This window comes from Syntrophomonas curvata (genome assembly GCF_052976825.1).
The window spans coordinates 2204374-2220921 of record NZ_CM129641.1; the positions used below are offsets into that span (position 1 = coordinate 2204374).

A 16548-nucleotide genomic window follows, 5' to 3' on the forward strand; every position below is an offset into this window, starting at 1 on the left:
TGGCCCGGAAATTCCTTTTTCTGTCGATATTAAGCTGTTGTTATTATTCGGGCCCTTGCCCTGGATCGGGTTCGGCCTTCTTTTCCCCTTTTTTTTCTTTGGAAGACCGGTTTTTCAGATCTCTGACTTCATTCTGCAGTTTTTTGTTCATGCCGGTCAATTCTTTGATTCGTTTGGCTATCTTAAAATAACGAAAACTGTCTACCAGGAAGGTAACCAGGGCTCCTGCGCAGGCTGCAATCAATACCACTACCGCCAACGACACATCCGGCGAGACCCAGTTGAGAAAATGCACTGTCACCATAGCGGTATTTTGAAAGACAAATACGGCCAAAGCCACAAAAAACAGCAGTGCTCCCAGCAAATAAACCTGCATGGCCATACCCCATTTCCCAAGCTCAAGAATTCACCAGGCTTTAAGCACGATTCTTGAGATCATACCATATCGGGCTGGCAACAAAAATAGAGGAATAAGCCCCGATAATAAAACCTATAATCATAGTCAGAACAAAATACTTGATGTTGCCGCCGCCGAACGCAAAGAGGGCGATCAGGGCAAACAGACTGGTCAAACCCGTATTGATGGAACGGGTAAGCGACTGGAAAATACTGCGATTAACCAGATTGGCCCGGTCTTCCTTACGCTTCAGGCGCAGGTTCTCCCTGATACGGTCAAAGATTACTATGGTGTCGTTGATGGAGTAACCTACTATGGTCAGCATGGCGGCTATAAAGGGGGTGTTGATCTCCCATTGAAAAATGGAGAAAATGCCTAATACGAACAATATGTCGTGTATTTCGGCTATAACCGCCGATACCCCAAAAGTCCATTCAAAGCGCAGAGAGATGTAGACCAGCATGGCCAGAGCGGCAATAATGACAGCCATCAGCGCCTTGTTGGCAAGCTCTTTGCCGATGGAAGCCCCTACGCTTTCAGCACCCAGGAATTCCACATTCTTAAACTTGCTTTCAAGGGCGTCCAGCAATTCCCGGGTCTGTTCCTGATCGAGCTCGGTGGTGCGGATTAAAAATTCGCTGCCGCTCTTGCTTACATCAGCTCTCTCCAGCCCGATTTTCTTTAATACGCTCCGAACCTCTGCAGATTGCACGGAAGATTCCATTTTTACCTGAACTATAGATCCCCCGGTAAAGTCAATCCCCAGATTCAGTCCTTTGGTAACCAGGGAAACTAATCCCGGTATAATAATCAATAAAGATATGATATAGAATATCTTTCGTTTTTCTATAAAAAACTGCATTTTTCTCCCCCCTTACACTCCGTATAGTTTTTTATTTTTCGAGATATTGGCAGTCACGCCCAACAGGTAACGGGTAAAGGTAAGAGCTGTCAGCATACTGGCTACGACACCGATAGAGAGGGTGACGGCAAAACCTTTTACCGGTCCTGTTCCCAGGTACATCAGAACAATGGCGCTAATCAGGGTAGTGAGGTTGGAGTCAAAGATGGCCCAGAAGGCTCGCTTGAACCCGGCATCTATGGCTGCCTGCATGGTTTTGCCATAGCGCAGTTCTTCTTTCAGTCGCTCATAGATAATTATGTTGGCGTCCAGGGCCATGCCAATCGATAGGGCAAAACCGGCTATGCCCGGCAAGGTCAGAACTGCCCCCAAGAGCGACATGGTGCCCAGAACCAGCAGTGAATACAGCACCAGGGATAAATCTGCCACCAATCCGGGCAGGCGATAATAACCCAGCATAAAAATGAGTATGGCAATAAGTCCTATAATCCCGGCCTTTATGCTCTTGTTAAGGGAATCGGCCCCCAGGGTAGGGCCAACCGACCTTTTTTCTATTACTTTAAAGCTGACCGGCAGGGCTCCGGAACGCAGCAATACCGCCAGATCCTGAGCTTCTTTCGCCGTGTATCCCCCGGTTATGCGGGCACTTCCGTCGGTTATAGGTTCGTCCACCGTGGGAGCTTGAATTACCTTGCCATCAAGAACAATCTTGATTGGTTTTCCCACATTGTTTGAGGTCGCTTCGGCAAAAAGCTTGCTGCCTTCTTTATCGAAGTCAATCAGCACCTCCGCGCCCTGCTTGTCCTGGCTGATGCGGGCCTGGGCATCTTTAAGATGCTTGCCGGTTACCAGCACCTTGTTGTCAACATCCCAAAATTCAAGCTGGGCGGTATTCTTCAGAATATCGACCGCAGCTTCGGGGTCGTCTTCACCAGCTATCTCAACTACCACCCGGTTTTTTCCCTGGGGATAGAGAGCTGTCTCCTTTACTCCCAGTTTGTCAACCCGGTCTCGCAGTATCCCAACTGCCTTTTGAATTGTATCCGGTGTTACCTCCTGACCCTTTTTCTCCTGGGCTTCAAGAACCACCCGAAGTCCCCCTCTTAAATCCAGGCCCAGATTGAGGTTTTTCAAAATGGGCTGGTAAAGAAAATAGGTCAATAAGCCCAGTGCGATTACAATCACTGAGATAACCAGAATACTGGGGCTTTTCTCCTGCACCGTTCGTATCCTCCTTCCAACTACTTTAGCCTTCTATAATAACCTGGCTCCATTAATAATCAATTCAAATTCACAGTTTAAAAAATTGGCGGCCCGGCGGCACATAAGCATGCGGCTCAGGAAGATTTCAAAGTATTCCATTACCGGGCAGATACTGGTATCGATAGCCAGTTCCATGGTAATCACCCGATTCTCCTCATCAATGTTTAAGATCGAATATTCCACGGCGTAATTTACCCGATCGTGGATATCAAAAGTTGCAACATCCTGGTTGCGCACCCGGTTTCTATGTACATGCGATTTGTCAGCCAGGATAAGAGCCGCCGCCACCTCGTTAACGGGGTGTCCGCTGCCTTCATCATGGTTGCCGATCGCTGCACATATTATAGCTACTTCTTTGACATCCATACCCATACGGCGCAGAATCTCCTGCGCCATCAGGGCTCCGCTCTGACTGTGCCCATTACGATTGATTACGTTACCCAGGTCGTGTATATAACCCGCAATCCCCGCAAGCTCGGCTGTACGCTGCTCATAACCCAGTTTAAGCATTATCTCCTGACTGAGCCGGCTTACCAGGGATAAATGCAGATACCCGTGATCAGTATATCCCATTACACCGAGATGTTCATTACCCTTTTCAATGAAAATTTTTACCACCCGGTTCCGCTTGACATCCTCCAGGCTTACCATGGCCTATTAATCCTCAATCTTGTAGGCCACAGCTTTTTTCAGCAATTCAATTTCGTTGTTTTCATTGACCTTTAACATTACGGTATCATCCTTGATGCGGCTGATGGTTCCGTTAATTCCGCCGATAGATACCACTTTATCTCCTTTCTTGAGGCTTTCCAGCAGGGACTTGTGCTTTTTTTCCTCTTTTTTGCGGGGCATTATCAGGAAGAAATAAAATATTGCTATAAACGCCCCTAAGTAAATCAGCATAGACACCCAACTTTGGTTACTACTCATCTGTTTGATCACTCCTTAGCAAACTTTATTAATATTCCTCACCTACAGGCTGAATCCTCTTGTCAAAACCTGTACGTACTAAAAAAATGGTGGTAAAAAGCTGAAAAACTTCCTGCTTTAATAGCGCTTCTTATATTTTCCATCAATTTAACCAGAAAGTAAACATTATGGTAGCTAAGCAGCCTGTGCGCCAGCATCTCTTCAGCCTTAACCAGATGTCTCAGATAAGCCCGGCTATAGTTGCGACAGACATAGCACTCACAGGAGCCGTCCAGGGGGGAGAAGTCATCGGCATAGAAGGCATTGCGCACCGTGATCCTGCCTTCGGCGGTATATGCGGTTCCATGCCGGGCCAAACGGGTGGGCAGTACACAATCAAACATGTCCACCCCCCTTTTCACCCCTTCCAAAAGATCCTCCGGAGTACCAACCCCCATCAGATATCTGGGTTTGGTATCGGGCAGCAGGTCATTCATCAGTTCCAGTATATTATACATATCTTCTTTAGGCTCGCCAACGCTGAGCCCCCCAACGGCATAGGCCGGAAAATCCAGCCGCATAAGTTCCCGGGCGCTTTTTTCCCTGAGGCCAGGAAAAACATTGCCCTGGACAATCGCAAAAAGGGTCTGGTCTTCCCGCCGGTGCGACTCCCGGCAGCGCCTGGCCCAGAGAGATGTTCTGGCCACTGCCCTATCGGCTTCTTCGTAGCTGCAGGGATAGGGAGCACATTCGTCAAAGCACATGGCAATATCGGCCCCCAATTTCTGCTCTATTTCCATAACCTTTTCCGGGTTGAGAAAATGCACCGAACCGTCGATATGAGAATTAAAATATACCCCCTCATCACTTATGCGCCTCAATTTAGCCAGACTGAACACCTGAAAACCACCGCTGTCAGTCAAGACGCTGCCTTTCCAGTTCATGAAGCGGTGCAGTCCTCCTGCTTTCTTGACCAGTTCTTCACCCGGGCGCAAATAGAGATGATAGGTATTGGAGAGCATGATCTGCACTCCTATCTCATACAGGTCTTCCGGGGTAAGGGTCTTTACCGTAGCCTGGGTCCCCACCGGCATGAAGACCGGGGTGTCGACGATCCCGTGTCCGGTCGTTATCCGCCCCAGACGAGCGGCACTGCTTTCATCCCGCTTGAGGATTTCAAATTGAAACATCGCCTTCTCCTAAAACAACTATATTATCAGCATGGCATCACCGTAACTGAAAAACCGGTAACGGTTTTGTACCGCATGGCGATAGGCTGCTATGGTTCTATCGTAGCCGGCAAAAGCTGCCACCAGCATGATCAGTGACGAACCGGGCAGATGGAAGTTGGTTACCATCCTGTCCACCGCCTTAAATTCATAGCCGGGATAGATAAACTTGTTGGTCCGGCCTTCGCCGGCGGAAAAACCATGCTTATTATATACTGTTTCCAGCGTCCTCACCACGGTCGTCCCCACAGCAACAATATTTTTACCGGCTAACCTGGTTTGGTTGAGCAAGGCGGCAGTTTCCTCTTCTATGCGGTAATATTCATGATGCATTTCATGCTGCCTGATGTCTCCGTTGCTAACCGGGCGAAAGGTGCCCAATCCCACATGAAGTAAAATATAAGCCAGGTTAACCCCCTTTGCCCCGATCTGTTCCAGCAGGCTGGCGGTAAAATGCAGACCGGCGGTAGGGGCGGCGGCCGAACCTCTTTCCCGGGCGTAAACCGTTTGATAACTGCTGTTATCGGATTTTTCCGCCGGACGGTTGATGTACGGCGGCAGAGGCATCCTGCCCACCCGGTCGATAAAGGCCGTTTCATCAGGGCAATTTTTAAGCCTGAGCAGCCTCCCTCCGGCCATATTATCCAGTTCCTCCATTATCTCCGCCTCGACCCCGGCATCACCGTCAAGAATCACCCTGCTGCCCGCCTTAAGGCGTTTGGCCGGTCTGACCAAGGCTTCCCACCATTCGCCGCGCCGGCTGAGCAGGAGCATCTCCACCCTGGCTCCGCTTTCCTTGGTTCCATAAAGCCGGGCCGGAATGACCCTGGTATTATTAAGCACCAGGGTATCGCCAGGCTGCAGATAACCAATAATATCCCGGAAATGAAGGCCGCGTACGCCTCCGCTATTCCGGTCAAGAACCAGCAAACGGGACTGGTCCCGTGGTTCAGCCGGGTATTGGGCTATCAAATCCGCCGGTAAATCAAACTGGTAGCTCTGCAGATCATAAAGATTGTCGTTCATGTCTTTCAGCATATATTAACGCCTGCCTATCAGATTAATGATCAAAGTAAGGAGCAGGCTTATTATGAGGCACGATACTACCGGAAAATAAAAACTGAAGTTTCCCTTTTTGATATAAACATCCCCTGGTATCTTTATGCCGTATGCTCCCAGGCGGGACAGCCCATACAGCATAATGCCCGCCAGTACGATAAATAACCCGATCCCTATTAATATTTTCGCCATAGCCTCAAGGTTCATACCCAATCACCATACCCCCCGGATCGGAATCACGCGGTTTTTGACTTATAATTGGCTAACGGCTCCTGCATATTTATGCATCCGAACCGAGTTTTGCGGTAGAATCACAATTGGCCCGACCTTTTTATCCAGCCCTATTCCTTAGGGAATACTTCCCTGACCAGATCGCGGGGGGCGTAGCGTTCCATCTCGCTGTAGAGGCAGCCGCAGTATTGCTGGCGGTAGAGGCCCATCGCCTTCGACCTCGTAACCGTCTCTTTAAATCCCTCGCGAAAGTCCTGGTAGAGAAACGGTATTCCGTATTTTTCCCCCATGACCTCACCCACTTCCTTTATCAGCTGGTGCTTTTGGTATTTGCTTACCAGCAGGGTAGTGGTGAAATAATCGAATTTACCCTTTTTGGCAATATGGGCTGCCTGTTCCAGACGCAGCCGGTAGCAAAACAGGCAGCGCCGGCTTTCCCGGTAGGAGATATTCTGGAAATACTGTACCGGGTTGTATTTTTCATCATAGATAACCGGCAAAGCGGTCTGGCGGGAAAACTCCTCCAGAGCCTCCCGGCGCTTGAGGTACTCGCTGTAAGGGTGAATATTGGGGTTATAGAAATATCCCATAACCTCATATCCCTGTTCCCGTAAAACCGGCACCGGATAACTGGCGCAGGGCCCGCAGCAAATATGAATAAGCACTTTCGGCATAAAAATCACCTTATTATTCACCGGTTAATCCTCAAAGAGGTTGGCCTCCGGGTTTTCTGGCTCCGGGCAGCCCAGGTGGCGGTAGGCGTGCTCGGTAGCAACCCGTCCGCGGGGGGTTTTCTGTATAAAACCCAGCTTCAGCAGATAGGGCTCATAAACATCGGTTAAAGTATCGCCTTCCTCGGATACGGCTGCTGCCAGCGTGTCCAGCCCAACCGGACCGCCTCCGAACTTATAAATAATGGCCTCCAGTATCAGGCGATCCATGGTATCCAGTCCATGGGCGTCTATCTCCAGCAAGTCAAGGGCCCGCAAAGCCACATCCCGGTCAATTATACCATCTGCCCGCACCAGAGCAAAATCCCGCACCCTTTTCAAGAGCCGGTTGGCTACCCGCGGCGTCCCCCGGGAGCGCTGGCCGATGGCCCAGGCTCCCTCATCATCTATAGTCAGGCCAAGAATTCCCGCGGCTCTGAGAATTATCCGACTCAAGTCCTTTACCGTATAAAAGTCCAAACGACAGTTTATGCCGAACCGATCCCGGAGCGGGGAACTTAACAGCCCGGGGCGGGTGGTTGCCCCGATCAGGGTAAAGGGAGGCAGATCCAGCCTCAAAGTTCGGGCCGCCGGCCCTTTGCCGATTATTATATCGATAACATTATCTTCCATGGCCGGGTACATGATCTCTTCCACACTGCGGTTCAGACGATGAATTTCGTCGATAAAAAGTATCTCTCCGGGCTCCAGATTAGTCAATATGGCCGCCAAATCACCCGGACGCTCAATGGCCGGGCCTGAAGTTTTGCGGATAGGTTTTCCCAACTCGGCTGCCACAATACTGGCCAGGGTGGTCTTGCCCAATCCCGGGGGGCCGCTCAACAGCACATGGTCCAGGCTCTCCCCTCTCTCCTGGGCAGCTTCAATAAATATGCCGATATTCTCTTTCACCTTGTCCTGACCTATGTAATCAACCAGTCTTAACGGCCGGATAGAGGATTCCGCACTGTCGTCTTCCTCCCGCCAGTGCGATGATATCAACCTGTCGTCGTCCTGCATCTTTATCCCCCCTCCTAGCCCTTCATCTGCAGGGCCCGGGCTTTAAGAACCTTTTTCAAATTTTCTTCCACATGGGCGCCCAGTTCTCCCCGGGACTGCATCTCCATAACCAGGGGGAAAATCTCGCTGCGCCCGTATCCCAAAGCTTCAAGGGCTTCCAAAACATCATTTATGCTGTTGTCATCCCGGTCGGGTAAGACCGCCAGCTGTTCCTGCCCGATTTTATCCTTGAGCTCAAAAATCAGGCGGCCGGCGCTTTTCTTGCCGATACCCGGTATCTTCACCAGCAGTTTCTCATCCTGGCTGACGATAGCCTGGTAAAAACCCCTGGGGTCAATAAAATCCAGGATATTCAGGGCGCCTTTGGCTCCCATGCCGGAGACGCCCAGCAGCCGCTTAAAAAGATGCAGTTCTTCCTTTTCCAGGAAACCATAGAGCTTAAACTCATTTTCCAGCACCTGCAGATGAGTGTACAGCAGTATGCTCTTGCCCCGGCCCGGCAGTTTCGCTGCCGCCCGGGGACACATAATTATTTCATAGCCTACTCCATTTACGTCCACTACAACCATGTCGTCCCGTTGTTCGAATATAAAACCCTTAACCAGCGCAATCATAAATTCCCATCCTTTATGAAGCGGGAGAGGCGATAGGAATGCAGGCAGCAAATGGCAACAGCCAGAGCGTCCGCCGCATCATCCGGGCGGGGCATCTCATTCATAGCAAGAATCCGCTGCACCATGATCTGCACTTGTCTTTTATCAGCATTGCCGTAACCTACCACAGATTGTTTAACCTGCAAGGGGGTGTACTCCGCAATCGGCAGACCGGCCGCAGCAGCGGTCATCAGGACTACTCCCCGGCTCTGGGCCACAGTTATGACCGTCTTGGAGTTGCGATGGTAAAACAGTTCTTCTACCGCCACCACGTCCGGCTGGTACTCCTGCAGCAGCCTATCCAGTTCACCCTTTATCCGGCAAAGCCGAATCGGCATGTCCATCTCCGCTGCTGTCCTGATAGTACCGTAGTGTACCAGCTTTTCCCTGCCTGCCAGGTAATCTACTATGCCATAACCGGTTGTAGCCGTACCCGGGTCGATCCCCAAAGCTCTCATCTTTTCGCCTTCCCTATAAAAATACTACCTTATATATTACTTTAAAAATGGCGCAACTACTATAACCCGATTAATTTAAAGTGAAGTAAAATAGCGAAGAACAGAGGGATTGACAAGCCGACAGACGCGAAACACGCGGAATCTCAGGGAAGTGGGTTAAACTTTTCCGCGTTATTCCCAGCGGGTCCCCTGTATTCCGCGTCAAAAAAGTTTTTATGACCCGGCTGCCGGTTGAATGGAAGAGCGTTACAAGTATTCATCGAAGTTTTCCAGGGCATCGTTCAGGGTGGCCCGGTCTTTAAAAACGAATTTACCCGACTTTATGTCTTCCTGAACCGGAGCCGGCAGCAAGTCCATACGGATTTCGGTCACTCTTTCCAATACTTCCTCCTGCTCTATTCCCCGGTAAACGGCTACCATACCCCTATATTCCTTTAATCGGTATACATCCTTGTCAGCCGGGCAAAATTGGTTTATACGCTGGCGTATAATCAGGGTGTCACCCTGCCAGCTAATGCTGTAACCCAGGTCGGAGCTGTAGACGCGCCGGATTTGATGAAGGTCTTTTCCTTCCAGGTCTTTGGCCCGGTTAAAAGGGGAAACCACGGTATGCCCGCATTTCTCGTATTCCCTTTCATAGATTATATTGGTCCGGGCTCCAACTACTTTGCCTTTATCACCTATTTCAATTACCGGTTTTTTTTCGCTGCTTACACTGGTGAAAATGTCGCTTAAGATAAAGCCGCTAACAGTTCCGGCAATAATTACAGCCACTGCCATTATGGTTAAGATCCTTTTGTTTTTCACTACTTTTCACCTCCTAATTTATTCTTTCCAATTGATTCCTGCCCTATACAGACAGGTGTTAATTGCATAAAGTTATTGGTTTATTCCAATTATTTGTTGTTTTGCTTTTTCATTACAGCAAATTTATCAATTTCAGCTTGCATAAAATCGATTTTAATGGTTTATAATAGACACATGAAAGTCAAATAAAAGTCAAATAGATTCTGAATTTTCTAAAAAACCGGGTTTTTTGCCAGCGGAATCGGATTAGGTATGGGATATACGGAAAATTTTTATCCAGGAGGCGAAGGTTATGAAAAAGATGCTGGAGGAGACTTTCTTAACTATTGAACAGATGGGGTATGGGATTATCGACCCGGTCTTGGCCCATTGGGAGATGCCGGCAGAAGCTAAGCAGAAGAAAACGGACTTATCCGACCCGATTATCCACGGCAAGCATAGCCCGGTTTTGTTTGACGACGTATGGCTGCAGGAATATGAAGCCTATGCCGGGGAACTGCTTGCCCGCAGCAGGCAGAACAGAGACTGGGATGAGCTTTTTAAGGAAATAGAAGAAGCAGTTAAAACGGAAGGCATCTGGGCTGATAAGGATGCAGCTTTGTCCCCGGTGCAAGTCGAGCTGGAGCAAACCGTAGAACACCGGGAAGAAGCCTCGGGCAACATTTTTAGCGAATTCGAAGGCTGGCCGGCCAGGACGGTAGATATCCTTTCTGCTTCCGACCCGCTTCCGGCCAGGGAGACGGAGAACGTTGTAGTGGAGCTGCCGCTTAAAATATACAGCCAGCAAAACCGGCTGGTATTGCAGGCTGAGTTACCGGGTCTTATAAATTCAGCCGCGGAGCAGAATCATAGCCTGAAAAATCTGCTGTCCCACCTGGCAACCGGGACCGACCAATACAGGATTAAAACCAGCGTGGTCAATGGTGAATTGCGGCTGGAACTGCCCCGGGGTTAATAAAAATAAAGAAGCCGATTAAAAGTTTTTAGCAGCGGCTTTTATACCACCATGGGGACGGCTCTCTATGGGACGATAGAAAGCGGGAGGCTTATGCTTCCCGCTCCCTTTATCCTCGCTGCATGCTATAGCTTATCCATAATTTCGTCCGGTATGGATATGTTGGTATATACGTTTTGCACATCGTCGTGGTCTTCCAGTAAATCAACCAGTTTTATTATTTTGGCGGCCGTATCCAGGTCATTGATTTCCACACTGTTCTCCGGCAGCATTACAATATCGGCATCTTCCAGCTTAATTCCCTGAGATTCAAGCCCTTCCTTGACCTCCATGAAAGCTTCCGGAGAGGTTATGATTTCAAAGCTTTCCCCATCTTCGCGAACATCGTCGGCCCCCAAATCCAGGGCGGCCAGCATCAGTCCTTCTTCATCCATGGCCGGTTCCTCTTTGCTTATACTAATAAAACCGGCCCTTTTAAACATCCAGGCTACACATCCGCTTTCACCCAGATTGCCATTGTTTTTGGAAAAAAGATGGCGTATTTCCGAGGCGGTGCGGTTACGGTTATCAGTAGCAATATCCAGCATTATAGCCACCCCTCCCGGGGCATAGCCTTCGTATAGGATTTCCTCTATGGCTTCGCTTTCCATCTCGCCGGTACCTTTTTTAATCGCCCGGGCAATATTTTCGTTGGGCATGTTAATTGCTTTTGCTTTTTGAACCGCGAGCTTTAATTTGGAGTTTGCTTCCGGGTCGCCGCCGCCGCCGGTTCTGACGGCTATGGTTATTTCCTTGGCTATTTTGGTAAATTCTTTTCCTCTTTTCTCATCGGACCTTGCTTTCTTGTGCTTAATATTGGCCCACTTTGAATGTCCTGACATTCATGTACCTCCTTAACTGATTACCAGATTCCCGGAATCATTCTCTTGCTCTGCTCCATATACGCCTGGTACTCGCTTCCCAAGTGTTTGAGCAGGAATTCTTCCTCTATTTTAATACGATAAACCACTGCGGGCAAAACCGCAAACAGCATTATCAGAAGAGCTCCCCAGGAGCTGAAGATGAGGGAAATCGCTATAACATTGAGAATGGCGCTGAGATACATGGGATGCCTTATACTGCGGTAAATACCGGCGGTAACAAGAGTATGCTCCTGGTAGATTGCCACCCGGGGGTTATAAAATGCTCCCAGGGCAGTAATGGCCTGATAACGCAGAACCGAGTTTAAGATAAAAACGACAAACCCGGCAATTATAATACCCGGCTCCAGTGCATTTATTCTGCTGAAATGGTATTCCATAAAATCCATCAAGGCATAAAACAGAACCAGGAGTGATGAAAGCTGCAGATATATGTAAGAACGCCGATCTCCATCTTCTGCGGCCAGGGTATCGGGGTCTTTGTAAATCAGCGTCTCGATAACGGACCAGGTTAGGAAAACAGCAAAAAAAGCCATGATTACTTTAAAATCAAATCGGGGCAGGCTTTGCCAGGCCAGATAGCTTATATAGATAAACACTATGATGGATATAACCATACGGATAATTACATTTTTTATTCTGCTATTCAAAACATCTGTTCCTCCCTGAAGCGGTTGACTTTTAACGCAAGTCCCGGGGAATCAACGCTACCGGCGGCATCTGCCGCTTATGCGCACTGCTCTCGATGAGCTTTTCGATACGGGCAATTATTTCCGGTTCACCTTTTTGATATCGGATATAGTCGTCAAGTTCCCGATAACTTACACCCATTTCCTCCTCGTCCGTCTGACCTTCCCAGAGTCCGCCGGAAGGAGGTTTATTGACAATAATCGAAGGAATACCCAGGTAGCGGGCTAACTCGAGCACCTCCCGTTTGACCAGATCCCCCAGGATTTGAACATCCACTCCACTATCGCCATGTTTGGTGGAATAGCCCACTGTGATTTCGCTCTTGTTGCTTGTGCCCAGAACCAGATAGCCCCTGGCCTGAGCCGAATAATAAAGGGTCGTCATACGCAGGCGGGGTTTTAAATTGGAGCGTAATAGCCGCCCTTTCAAGCCGTCCTTTTTTAAAAACGACTCGAACTGGGTTACCAGAAGCTGATAGGCATTATCCAGTTCCACCACCCGGTAGGCTATCCCGAACTTATCCAGCAGCACCTGACTGTGCACCAGGTCATCGATATGGCTTTCGCAGGGCAAGACCAGAGCTATGCAGTTGTCGGGAAAAGCCTTTTTGGCCAGGACTGCCGCTACAGCCGAGTCAATACCACCACTGACGCCCAGTACCACACCCGAGGCACCAGCTTCACGTACTTTTTCTTGCAGCCAGTTGACCAGATGTTGAACCACAGCTTCACAGTTCATGGGTTTACATTCCTCCCCCTAATCAAACAATTCTGTAGACATATACTTTTCGGCACTATCCGGAGCAATAGCCAGAATTTTTTTACCTTTCCCCAGCTCGCGGGCCAGTTGCAAAGCTCCAAAAACAGCAGCACCGGATGATATACCTAAAAGCAGCGCCTCCTGGCGAGCCAGGCGGCGGCAGGTCGATATTGCATCTTCATCCCGGATAGGGATAATATTGTCAATCAATTCTAAATTCAACACCGGGGGAATAAATCCTGCCCCAATCCCCTGAATTTTATGTGAACCGACAGGATTCCCGCTTAATACTGCGGAATTTGCCGGTTCTACCGCAACTATCTTTATCCCTGGAATTTCCTGCTTCAGCAGCCGCGCTATTCCGGTTATGGTTCCACCGCTGCCGACCCCGCAGACTACGGCATGAAGGTCCTTCCCCATCTGCTCCAATATTTCCCGGGCGGTCGATACTTCGTGGCATTCGGCATTGGCAGGATTTTCAAACTGCTTCACCAAAAAGTATCTGGGGTCGGCTGCGGCCATACTCCGGGCTTTTTTTACTGCTCCCGGCATGCCCTCGGCTGCAGGTGTGAGCAGCAGCTCCGCCCCATACGCCTTAAGAATCTTCTTGCGCTCCTCGCTCATGTTTTCAGGCATTACTATAACCAGCGGATAGCCTTTCAGAGATGCGGCCATAGCCAGGCCAATGCCGGTATTGCCGCTGGTGGCTTCCAAAATGATAGAATTTCGGCTCAATTCCCCCTGGGTTTCCGCTTTTTCGATCATATATAGCCCCGGTCTGTCTTTGATGCTTCCGGCCGGGTTAAAGCCCTCCAGTTTTACATAAACCTCAGCACCGGTATGCCCCATGTTGTTTAGACTTACAATCGGCGTCTGCCCAATCAGTTCCAGCACATTTTTAGCTGTTTTCATTGTCCCGCCTCCCTGTCAATGGTTTCAGTTCTATTGCGCCCCAGGCGGCCATCCTGTCGTTTTTGACGGCCAGAATGCCTGCTACCTCGCTAATATTCTTCACGTAATCAATGGCTTTAATCAAATCATTTTCATTTTGAACCCGGTTGGCGGCGCCAGTCGCCACCGCATCTGCCAGGGCGGCGTCTCCGGCTTTTATCACCACCGCGTCAGCCTGGCCGAAACTAAGGCTGGGCCCCACCGTGCCGGAAGAGGTGCAAATGCTTAAAGGGCCTTCTTCGGGATATATTTTTACCCCAATCTTGTAGCTGAAAGGTGAAGGCCCGGCAAAAACCGCCACACTTCGGGGGTGTAAGGTGCGTATATAGATATCCCCCCCATTTTCAATCACGTATTCCCGGCACCGGTTTTTTAATATTTCCCCCATGGCTTGGGCGAATGTCCCGGCAACTGCCGCCATAGGCCCCACCTCGGCCATAAAGGCTGCCGCCGCCATTCTCCGGGCTGATTCCGGTGCTCCGGGAAGAAGCTGAATCGGTGCCAGCGAGCTCATAAATTCCGGCTGCAGCCTGATATAATCCTCCAGTTCCCCCCGCATGCGCAGCAATGCTTTTTGGCATAACGGCAGGAGGCTATCGGAGTAGCTTGCCAAGTCCACCCCGATAGCCAGATCACTTTGTTTGAATCGAATATTAAAATAATGCAGATCGCCGGCCTGATGCAGGGAGCGGTAGGTTCGGTCCACATAGTTCTGCTCTCTATCCATAGGCCAGCACTATACTGCTTCCCTGATTTCAAAATACAGCTTTATAGCCCGGGTGGGGCAGCAATCCAGACACATACCGCAGATAACGCACTTGGAGTTATCAAACGATACCAGCATGGTCTCCCGGTCAAGGTTTAAGGCCTGAGTGGGACAAAATGACGGGCAGGCGCCACACTGAATACAGGTCTCCTCGCTCCAGATTACGGTTTCACTCAGGGGCTCAACACTTATACCCAGGCTTTTCAGGTAATCAATCCCGGCCTTGTATTTCTCCCGGCCGCCTTCCAGCTCTACTACCAGATAGCCTTCCTTTTGGGGGTTGATGTCCGCCTTTAGTATATTTACTATCAAATCGTAGTTTTTAATCAATTGATAAATAATGGGCTGCTCTGACTGTGCTGTGGAAAAATAACAGACTACCCTGTTTTTCATACTGCTCCCTCCTGTTCCTATCGTTTATTATTACCATTCGGGCTGCGCTCGGGGATGGATTTAAATTCAATAGCGGCATCAGCTGAAGGCAGCGGGGCAACCGGTTTAGTCAATTCAAAGCTGCCTGACTGTATCCATTCTTTCAGGATGCGGGCAATTTTGCGCGCCCTGAAAATACTGGACTGGGGTGTGGTAATTACTTCCTTGCCCCTAATATTTATCCTGCCGTTTTTAAGTTCCTTAAAATTGGCAAAGCCCAAATCCATGTCTTTTCCATAAGGGTATTGCTCACTGTAGTCTACTATCGGGCAATAGATATCTTCGTCCTTGACCGCGGCATAACACAGTATCTCTTCGTCCAGAATCGGTATGGGTATGCCGATGCCCACCGCCATGGTGGCGCCATAACCGATATAGCTTAAGCCTACCAGCCAGTTGGGGTCCATCTGCTTCAAATCGCCTATGACTGCCAGGGTACCGGCGCCGACTTTGGGAACGCCGTTTTCGCCCCGCAAAACATTGGGATGGTGCTGGGTGCCGTTCCAGGCCACATAACCTGTCCCCCCGCCCAGGAATATCCGGGTTCCCACCCCTATAGTCTTATAATAAGGGTCATTCAGCAGCGGGCTTAATTGCCCCGAGGTGGAATAGCTGGCATTGCCCAGCTGCGGTTTAAGGATGCCCATATAGGTGTATATGGTGCGTTCGCTCAAGTTCACCGCGCAACTGTAGTTCTGGTAGGCATTGCGGGGATTAAACAAAATGGCCTCGTTAAGGTCTTCCAGTCTGATGACCGTATCTACTTTTTTGTTGGGATAACAGTCGGTGCCATAAGCAACTGCCTCCAGACGTATGTCCCTGCCTGCCAGCAGGTCGTGAATAACATGACCCCCTCCATAGCTGAAACGGCCCGGATAAACCTTGTTTTCAGGGTCGTTTTCCGGCAACTGGGCCGCTCCCAGGTAGGCATCGACGGCAGCAATCCCGCCATAGGCTTCAACCCCGTTGAGCCATACCTTCTTCATCTTTATGCGAGGCTTGGAATGCCCGAAGTTCAGAAAAACTCCGGAAGAACACATCGGTCCAAATGTGCCGGTGGTAACCACATCTATTTCCCGGGCGGCTTTTTCCGGTCCTTCCTGAGCAACGATGTCGATGACTTCCTCCGCCGTTACTACTACCGCTTCGCCCCGTTTTATCTTCGCATTGATTTCCTCATAGGTCTTTTGGTATGCCATCCAATTCTCCTCCCTTGTACATTGTAGTTAGACGTACCTAAATCAAAAAGCTTAGTTCTTTTGACAATCACATAGGAATTCCGGGGTAACTCGGATAAATATTCTCGTAAAGGCAGGGGGCTTCGAAGGTCCTCCTTGGGAAGTATTGCTCTGTCCCGAAATTAAGAGTGAAGCCCCACCCGTACGAGAGGACTCGAATGAGCACGTTGTTGATGCGGCTTGCCGCATGCTGCGAGTTACGCGCAAGGTTGAGGCTCGTAGGGGCTAAAGGGAACCTG

The 16548-nt window shown here is 49.6% G+C and carries 21 protein-coding genes; 1 reads left to right on the top strand and 20 read right to left on the bottom strand.

Annotated features, from left to right (window positions below; translation table 11 throughout):
- Nucleotides 1-43: 43 nt before the first annotated feature.
- The 13 genes from ACU70B_RS09910 to ACU70B_RS09970 form a co-directional block, all read right to left on the bottom strand.
- Complete coding sequence (locus tag ACU70B_RS09910) at nt 44-376, bottom strand: LapA family protein (RefSeq protein WP_447183382.1); 333 nt, start codon at nt 374-376, stop codon at nt 44-46.
- A gap of 40 nt (nt 377-416) precedes the next feature.
- The gene (gene secF / locus ACU70B_RS09915; protein WP_447183383.1) at nt 417-1259 is read right to left on the bottom strand and encodes a protein translocase subunit SecF; all 843 of its coding nucleotides are present in this window, start codon (nt 1257-1259) and stop codon (nt 417-419) included.
- A gap of 12 nt (nt 1260-1271) precedes the next feature.
- Nucleotides 1272-2480 (bottom strand): protein translocase subunit SecD, encoded by a 1209-nt coding sequence (gene secD / locus ACU70B_RS09920; RefSeq protein WP_447183384.1) that lies wholly within the window; start codon nt 2478-2480, stop codon nt 1272-1274.
- Nucleotides 2481-2513: 33 nt separating this feature from the next.
- Nucleotides 2514-3173, bottom strand: a complete 660-nt coding sequence (locus ACU70B_RS09925) for an HD domain-containing protein (protein WP_447183385.1) — start codon at nt 3171-3173, stop codon at nt 2514-2516.
- 6 nt (nt 3174-3179) lie between these two features.
- Nucleotides 3180-3452, bottom strand: a complete 273-nt coding sequence (gene yajC, locus ACU70B_RS09930; RefSeq protein ID WP_447183386.1) for a preprotein translocase subunit YajC — start codon at nt 3450-3452, stop codon at nt 3180-3182.
- Nucleotides 3453-3514: 62 nt separating this feature from the next.
- The gene (gene tgt, locus ACU70B_RS09935) at nt 3515-4621 is read right to left on the bottom strand and encodes a tRNA guanosine(34) transglycosylase Tgt (protein WP_447183387.1); all 1107 of its coding nucleotides are present in this window, start codon (nt 4619-4621) and stop codon (nt 3515-3517) included.
- Nucleotides 4622-4639: 18 nt separating this feature from the next.
- Nucleotides 4640-5698: a tRNA preQ1(34) S-adenosylmethionine ribosyltransferase-isomerase QueA gene (gene queA, locus ACU70B_RS09940; RefSeq protein ID WP_447183388.1), complete on the bottom strand. Its 1059-nt coding sequence runs from the start codon at nt 5696-5698 to the stop codon at nt 4640-4642.
- 3 nt (nt 5699-5701) lie between these two features.
- A complete protein-coding gene (locus ACU70B_RS09945; protein ID WP_447185750.1) occupies nt 5702-5926 on the bottom strand; it encodes a DUF2905 domain-containing protein in 225 nt (74 codons plus the stop codon).
- A gap of 134 nt (nt 5927-6060) precedes the next feature.
- Nucleotides 6061-6624 carry an epoxyqueuosine reductase QueH gene (locus tag ACU70B_RS09950; protein WP_447183389.1) on the bottom strand — a complete coding sequence of 188 codons (564 nt, stop codon included), beginning with the start codon at nt 6622-6624 and terminating at the stop codon, nt 6061-6063.
- Between the two features lie 24 nt (nt 6625-6648).
- Nucleotides 6649-7680: a Holliday junction branch migration DNA helicase RuvB gene (ruvB, locus tag ACU70B_RS09955; protein WP_447183390.1), complete on the bottom strand. Its 1032-nt coding sequence runs from the start codon at nt 7678-7680 to the stop codon at nt 6649-6651.
- Nucleotides 7681-7694: 14 nt separating this feature from the next.
- On the bottom strand, nt 7695-8294 hold the full coding sequence (gene ruvA, locus ACU70B_RS09960) for a Holliday junction branch migration protein RuvA (protein WP_447183391.1): 600 nt from the start codon (nt 8292-8294) through the stop codon (nt 7695-7697).
- Nucleotides 8291-8791, bottom strand: a complete 501-nt coding sequence (gene ruvC, locus ACU70B_RS09965; protein WP_447183392.1) for a crossover junction endodeoxyribonuclease RuvC — start codon at nt 8789-8791, stop codon at nt 8291-8293. The genes ruvA and ruvC overlap by 4 nt, the downstream gene beginning before the upstream one ends.
- 246 nt (nt 8792-9037) lie before the next feature.
- A complete protein-coding gene (locus tag ACU70B_RS09970; protein ID WP_447183393.1) occupies nt 9038-9598 on the bottom strand; it encodes a hypothetical protein in 561 nt (186 codons plus the stop codon).
- Between the two features lie 292 nt (nt 9599-9890).
- Here ACU70B_RS09970 and ACU70B_RS09975 point away from each other — a divergent pair, with 292 nt between their 5' ends.
- On the top strand, nt 9891-10553 hold the full coding sequence (locus tag ACU70B_RS09975) for a hypothetical protein (protein ID WP_447183394.1): 663 nt from the start codon (nt 9891-9893) through the stop codon (nt 10551-10553).
- Between the two features lie 125 nt (nt 10554-10678).
- Here the strand turns inward: ACU70B_RS09975 and ACU70B_RS09980 are convergent, their stop codons facing one another.
- The 7 genes from ACU70B_RS09980 to ACU70B_RS10010 are packed head-to-tail and all read right to left on the bottom strand — an operon-like array spanning nt 10679 to nt 16270.
- Nucleotides 10679-11434 carry a YebC/PmpR family DNA-binding transcriptional regulator gene (locus tag ACU70B_RS09980; RefSeq protein ID WP_447183395.1) on the bottom strand — a complete coding sequence of 252 codons (756 nt, stop codon included), beginning with the start codon at nt 11432-11434 and terminating at the stop codon, nt 10679-10681.
- Nucleotides 11435-11454: 20 nt separating this feature from the next.
- A complete protein-coding gene (locus tag ACU70B_RS09985) occupies nt 11455-12123 on the bottom strand; it encodes an isoprenylcysteine carboxylmethyltransferase family protein (RefSeq protein ID WP_447183396.1) in 669 nt (222 codons plus the stop codon).
- Between the two features lie 31 nt (nt 12124-12154).
- On the bottom strand, nt 12155-12901 hold the full coding sequence (nadE, locus tag ACU70B_RS09990) for an NAD(+) synthase (RefSeq protein WP_447183397.1): 747 nt from the start codon (nt 12899-12901) through the stop codon (nt 12155-12157).
- Nucleotides 12902-12919: 18 nt separating this feature from the next.
- Nucleotides 12920-13834: a cysteine synthase A gene (gene cysK, locus ACU70B_RS09995; protein WP_447183398.1), complete on the bottom strand. Its 915-nt coding sequence runs from the start codon at nt 13832-13834 to the stop codon at nt 12920-12922.
- Nucleotides 13821-14600, bottom strand: coding sequence for a UPF0280 family protein (locus tag ACU70B_RS10000; RefSeq protein ID WP_447183399.1), 780 nt, complete (start codon nt 14598-14600; stop codon nt 13821-13823). Before ACU70B_RS10000 ends, cysK begins: the two co-directional genes overlap by 14 nt.
- A gap of 9 nt (nt 14601-14609) precedes the next feature.
- Complete coding sequence (locus ACU70B_RS10005) at nt 14610-15032, bottom strand: NIL domain-containing protein (protein ID WP_447183400.1); 423 nt, start codon at nt 15030-15032, stop codon at nt 14610-14612.
- A gap of 17 nt (nt 15033-15049) precedes the next feature.
- Nucleotides 15050-16270 carry a homocysteine biosynthesis protein gene (locus ACU70B_RS10010; protein ID WP_447183401.1) on the bottom strand — a complete coding sequence of 407 codons (1221 nt, stop codon included), beginning with the start codon at nt 16268-16270 and terminating at the stop codon, nt 15050-15052.
- Between the last annotated feature and the right edge of the window lie 278 nt (nt 16271-16548).

Excerpts from the sequence above, each read along its gene's own strand:
- ACU70B_RS10000 (WP_447183399.1), bottom strand. The coding sequence starts at position 14,600 with ATGGATAGAGAGCAGAACTATGTGGACCGAACCTACCGCTCCCTGCAT.
- ACU70B_RS10010 (WP_447183401.1), bottom strand. The coding sequence starts at position 16,270 with ATGGCATACCAAAAGACCTATGAGGAAATCAATGCGAAGATAAAACGG.
- ACU70B_RS09945 (WP_447185750.1), bottom strand. The coding sequence starts at position 5,926 with ATGAACCTTGAGGCTATGGCGAAAATATTAATAGGGATCGGGTTATTT.
- ACU70B_RS09980 (WP_447183395.1), bottom strand. The coding sequence starts at position 11,434 with ATGTCAGGACATTCAAAGTGGGCCAATATTAAGCACAAGAAAGCAAGG.
- tgt (WP_447183387.1), bottom strand. The coding sequence starts at position 4,621 with ATGTTTCAATTTGAAATCCTCAAGCGGGATGAAAGCAGTGCCGCTCGT.
- ruvA (WP_447183391.1), bottom strand. The coding sequence starts at position 8,294 with ATGATTGCGCTGGTTAAGGGTTTTATATTCGAACAACGGGACGACATG.
- ACU70B_RS10005 (WP_447183400.1), bottom strand. The coding sequence starts at position 15,032 with ATGAAAAACAGGGTAGTCTGTTATTTTTCCACAGCACAGTCAGAGCAG.
- yajC (WP_447183386.1), bottom strand. The coding sequence starts at position 3,452 with ATGAGTAGTAACCAAAGTTGGGTGTCTATGCTGATTTACTTAGGGGCG.
- ACU70B_RS09925 (WP_447183385.1), bottom strand. The coding sequence starts at position 3,173 with ATGGTAAGCCTGGAGGATGTCAAGCGGAACCGGGTGGTAAAAATTTTC.
- queA (WP_447183388.1), bottom strand. The coding sequence starts at position 5,698 with ATGCTGAAAGACATGAACGACAATCTTTATGATCTGCAGAGCTACCAG.
- ACU70B_RS09975 (WP_447183394.1), top strand. The coding sequence starts at position 9,891 with ATGAAAAAGATGCTGGAGGAGACTTTCTTAACTATTGAACAGATGGGG.
- ACU70B_RS09910 (WP_447183382.1), bottom strand. The coding sequence starts at position 376 with ATGCAGGTTTATTTGCTGGGAGCACTGCTGTTTTTTGTGGCTTTGGCC.
- ruvB (WP_447183390.1), bottom strand. The coding sequence starts at position 7,680 with ATGCAGGACGACGACAGGTTGATATCATCGCACTGGCGGGAGGAAGAC.
- ruvC (WP_447183392.1), bottom strand. The coding sequence starts at position 8,791 with ATGAGAGCTTTGGGGATCGACCCGGGTACGGCTACAACCGGTTATGGC.
- nadE (WP_447183397.1), bottom strand. The coding sequence starts at position 12,901 with ATGAACTGTGAAGCTGTGGTTCAACATCTGGTCAACTGGCTGCAAGAA.
- secF (WP_447183383.1), bottom strand. The coding sequence starts at position 1,259 with ATGCAGTTTTTTATAGAAAAACGAAAGATATTCTATATCATATCTTTA.
- cysK (WP_447183398.1), bottom strand. The coding sequence starts at position 13,834 with ATGAAAACAGCTAAAAATGTGCTGGAACTGATTGGGCAGACGCCGATT.
- ACU70B_RS09950 (WP_447183389.1), bottom strand. The coding sequence starts at position 6,624 with ATGCCGAAAGTGCTTATTCATATTTGCTGCGGGCCCTGCGCCAGTTAT.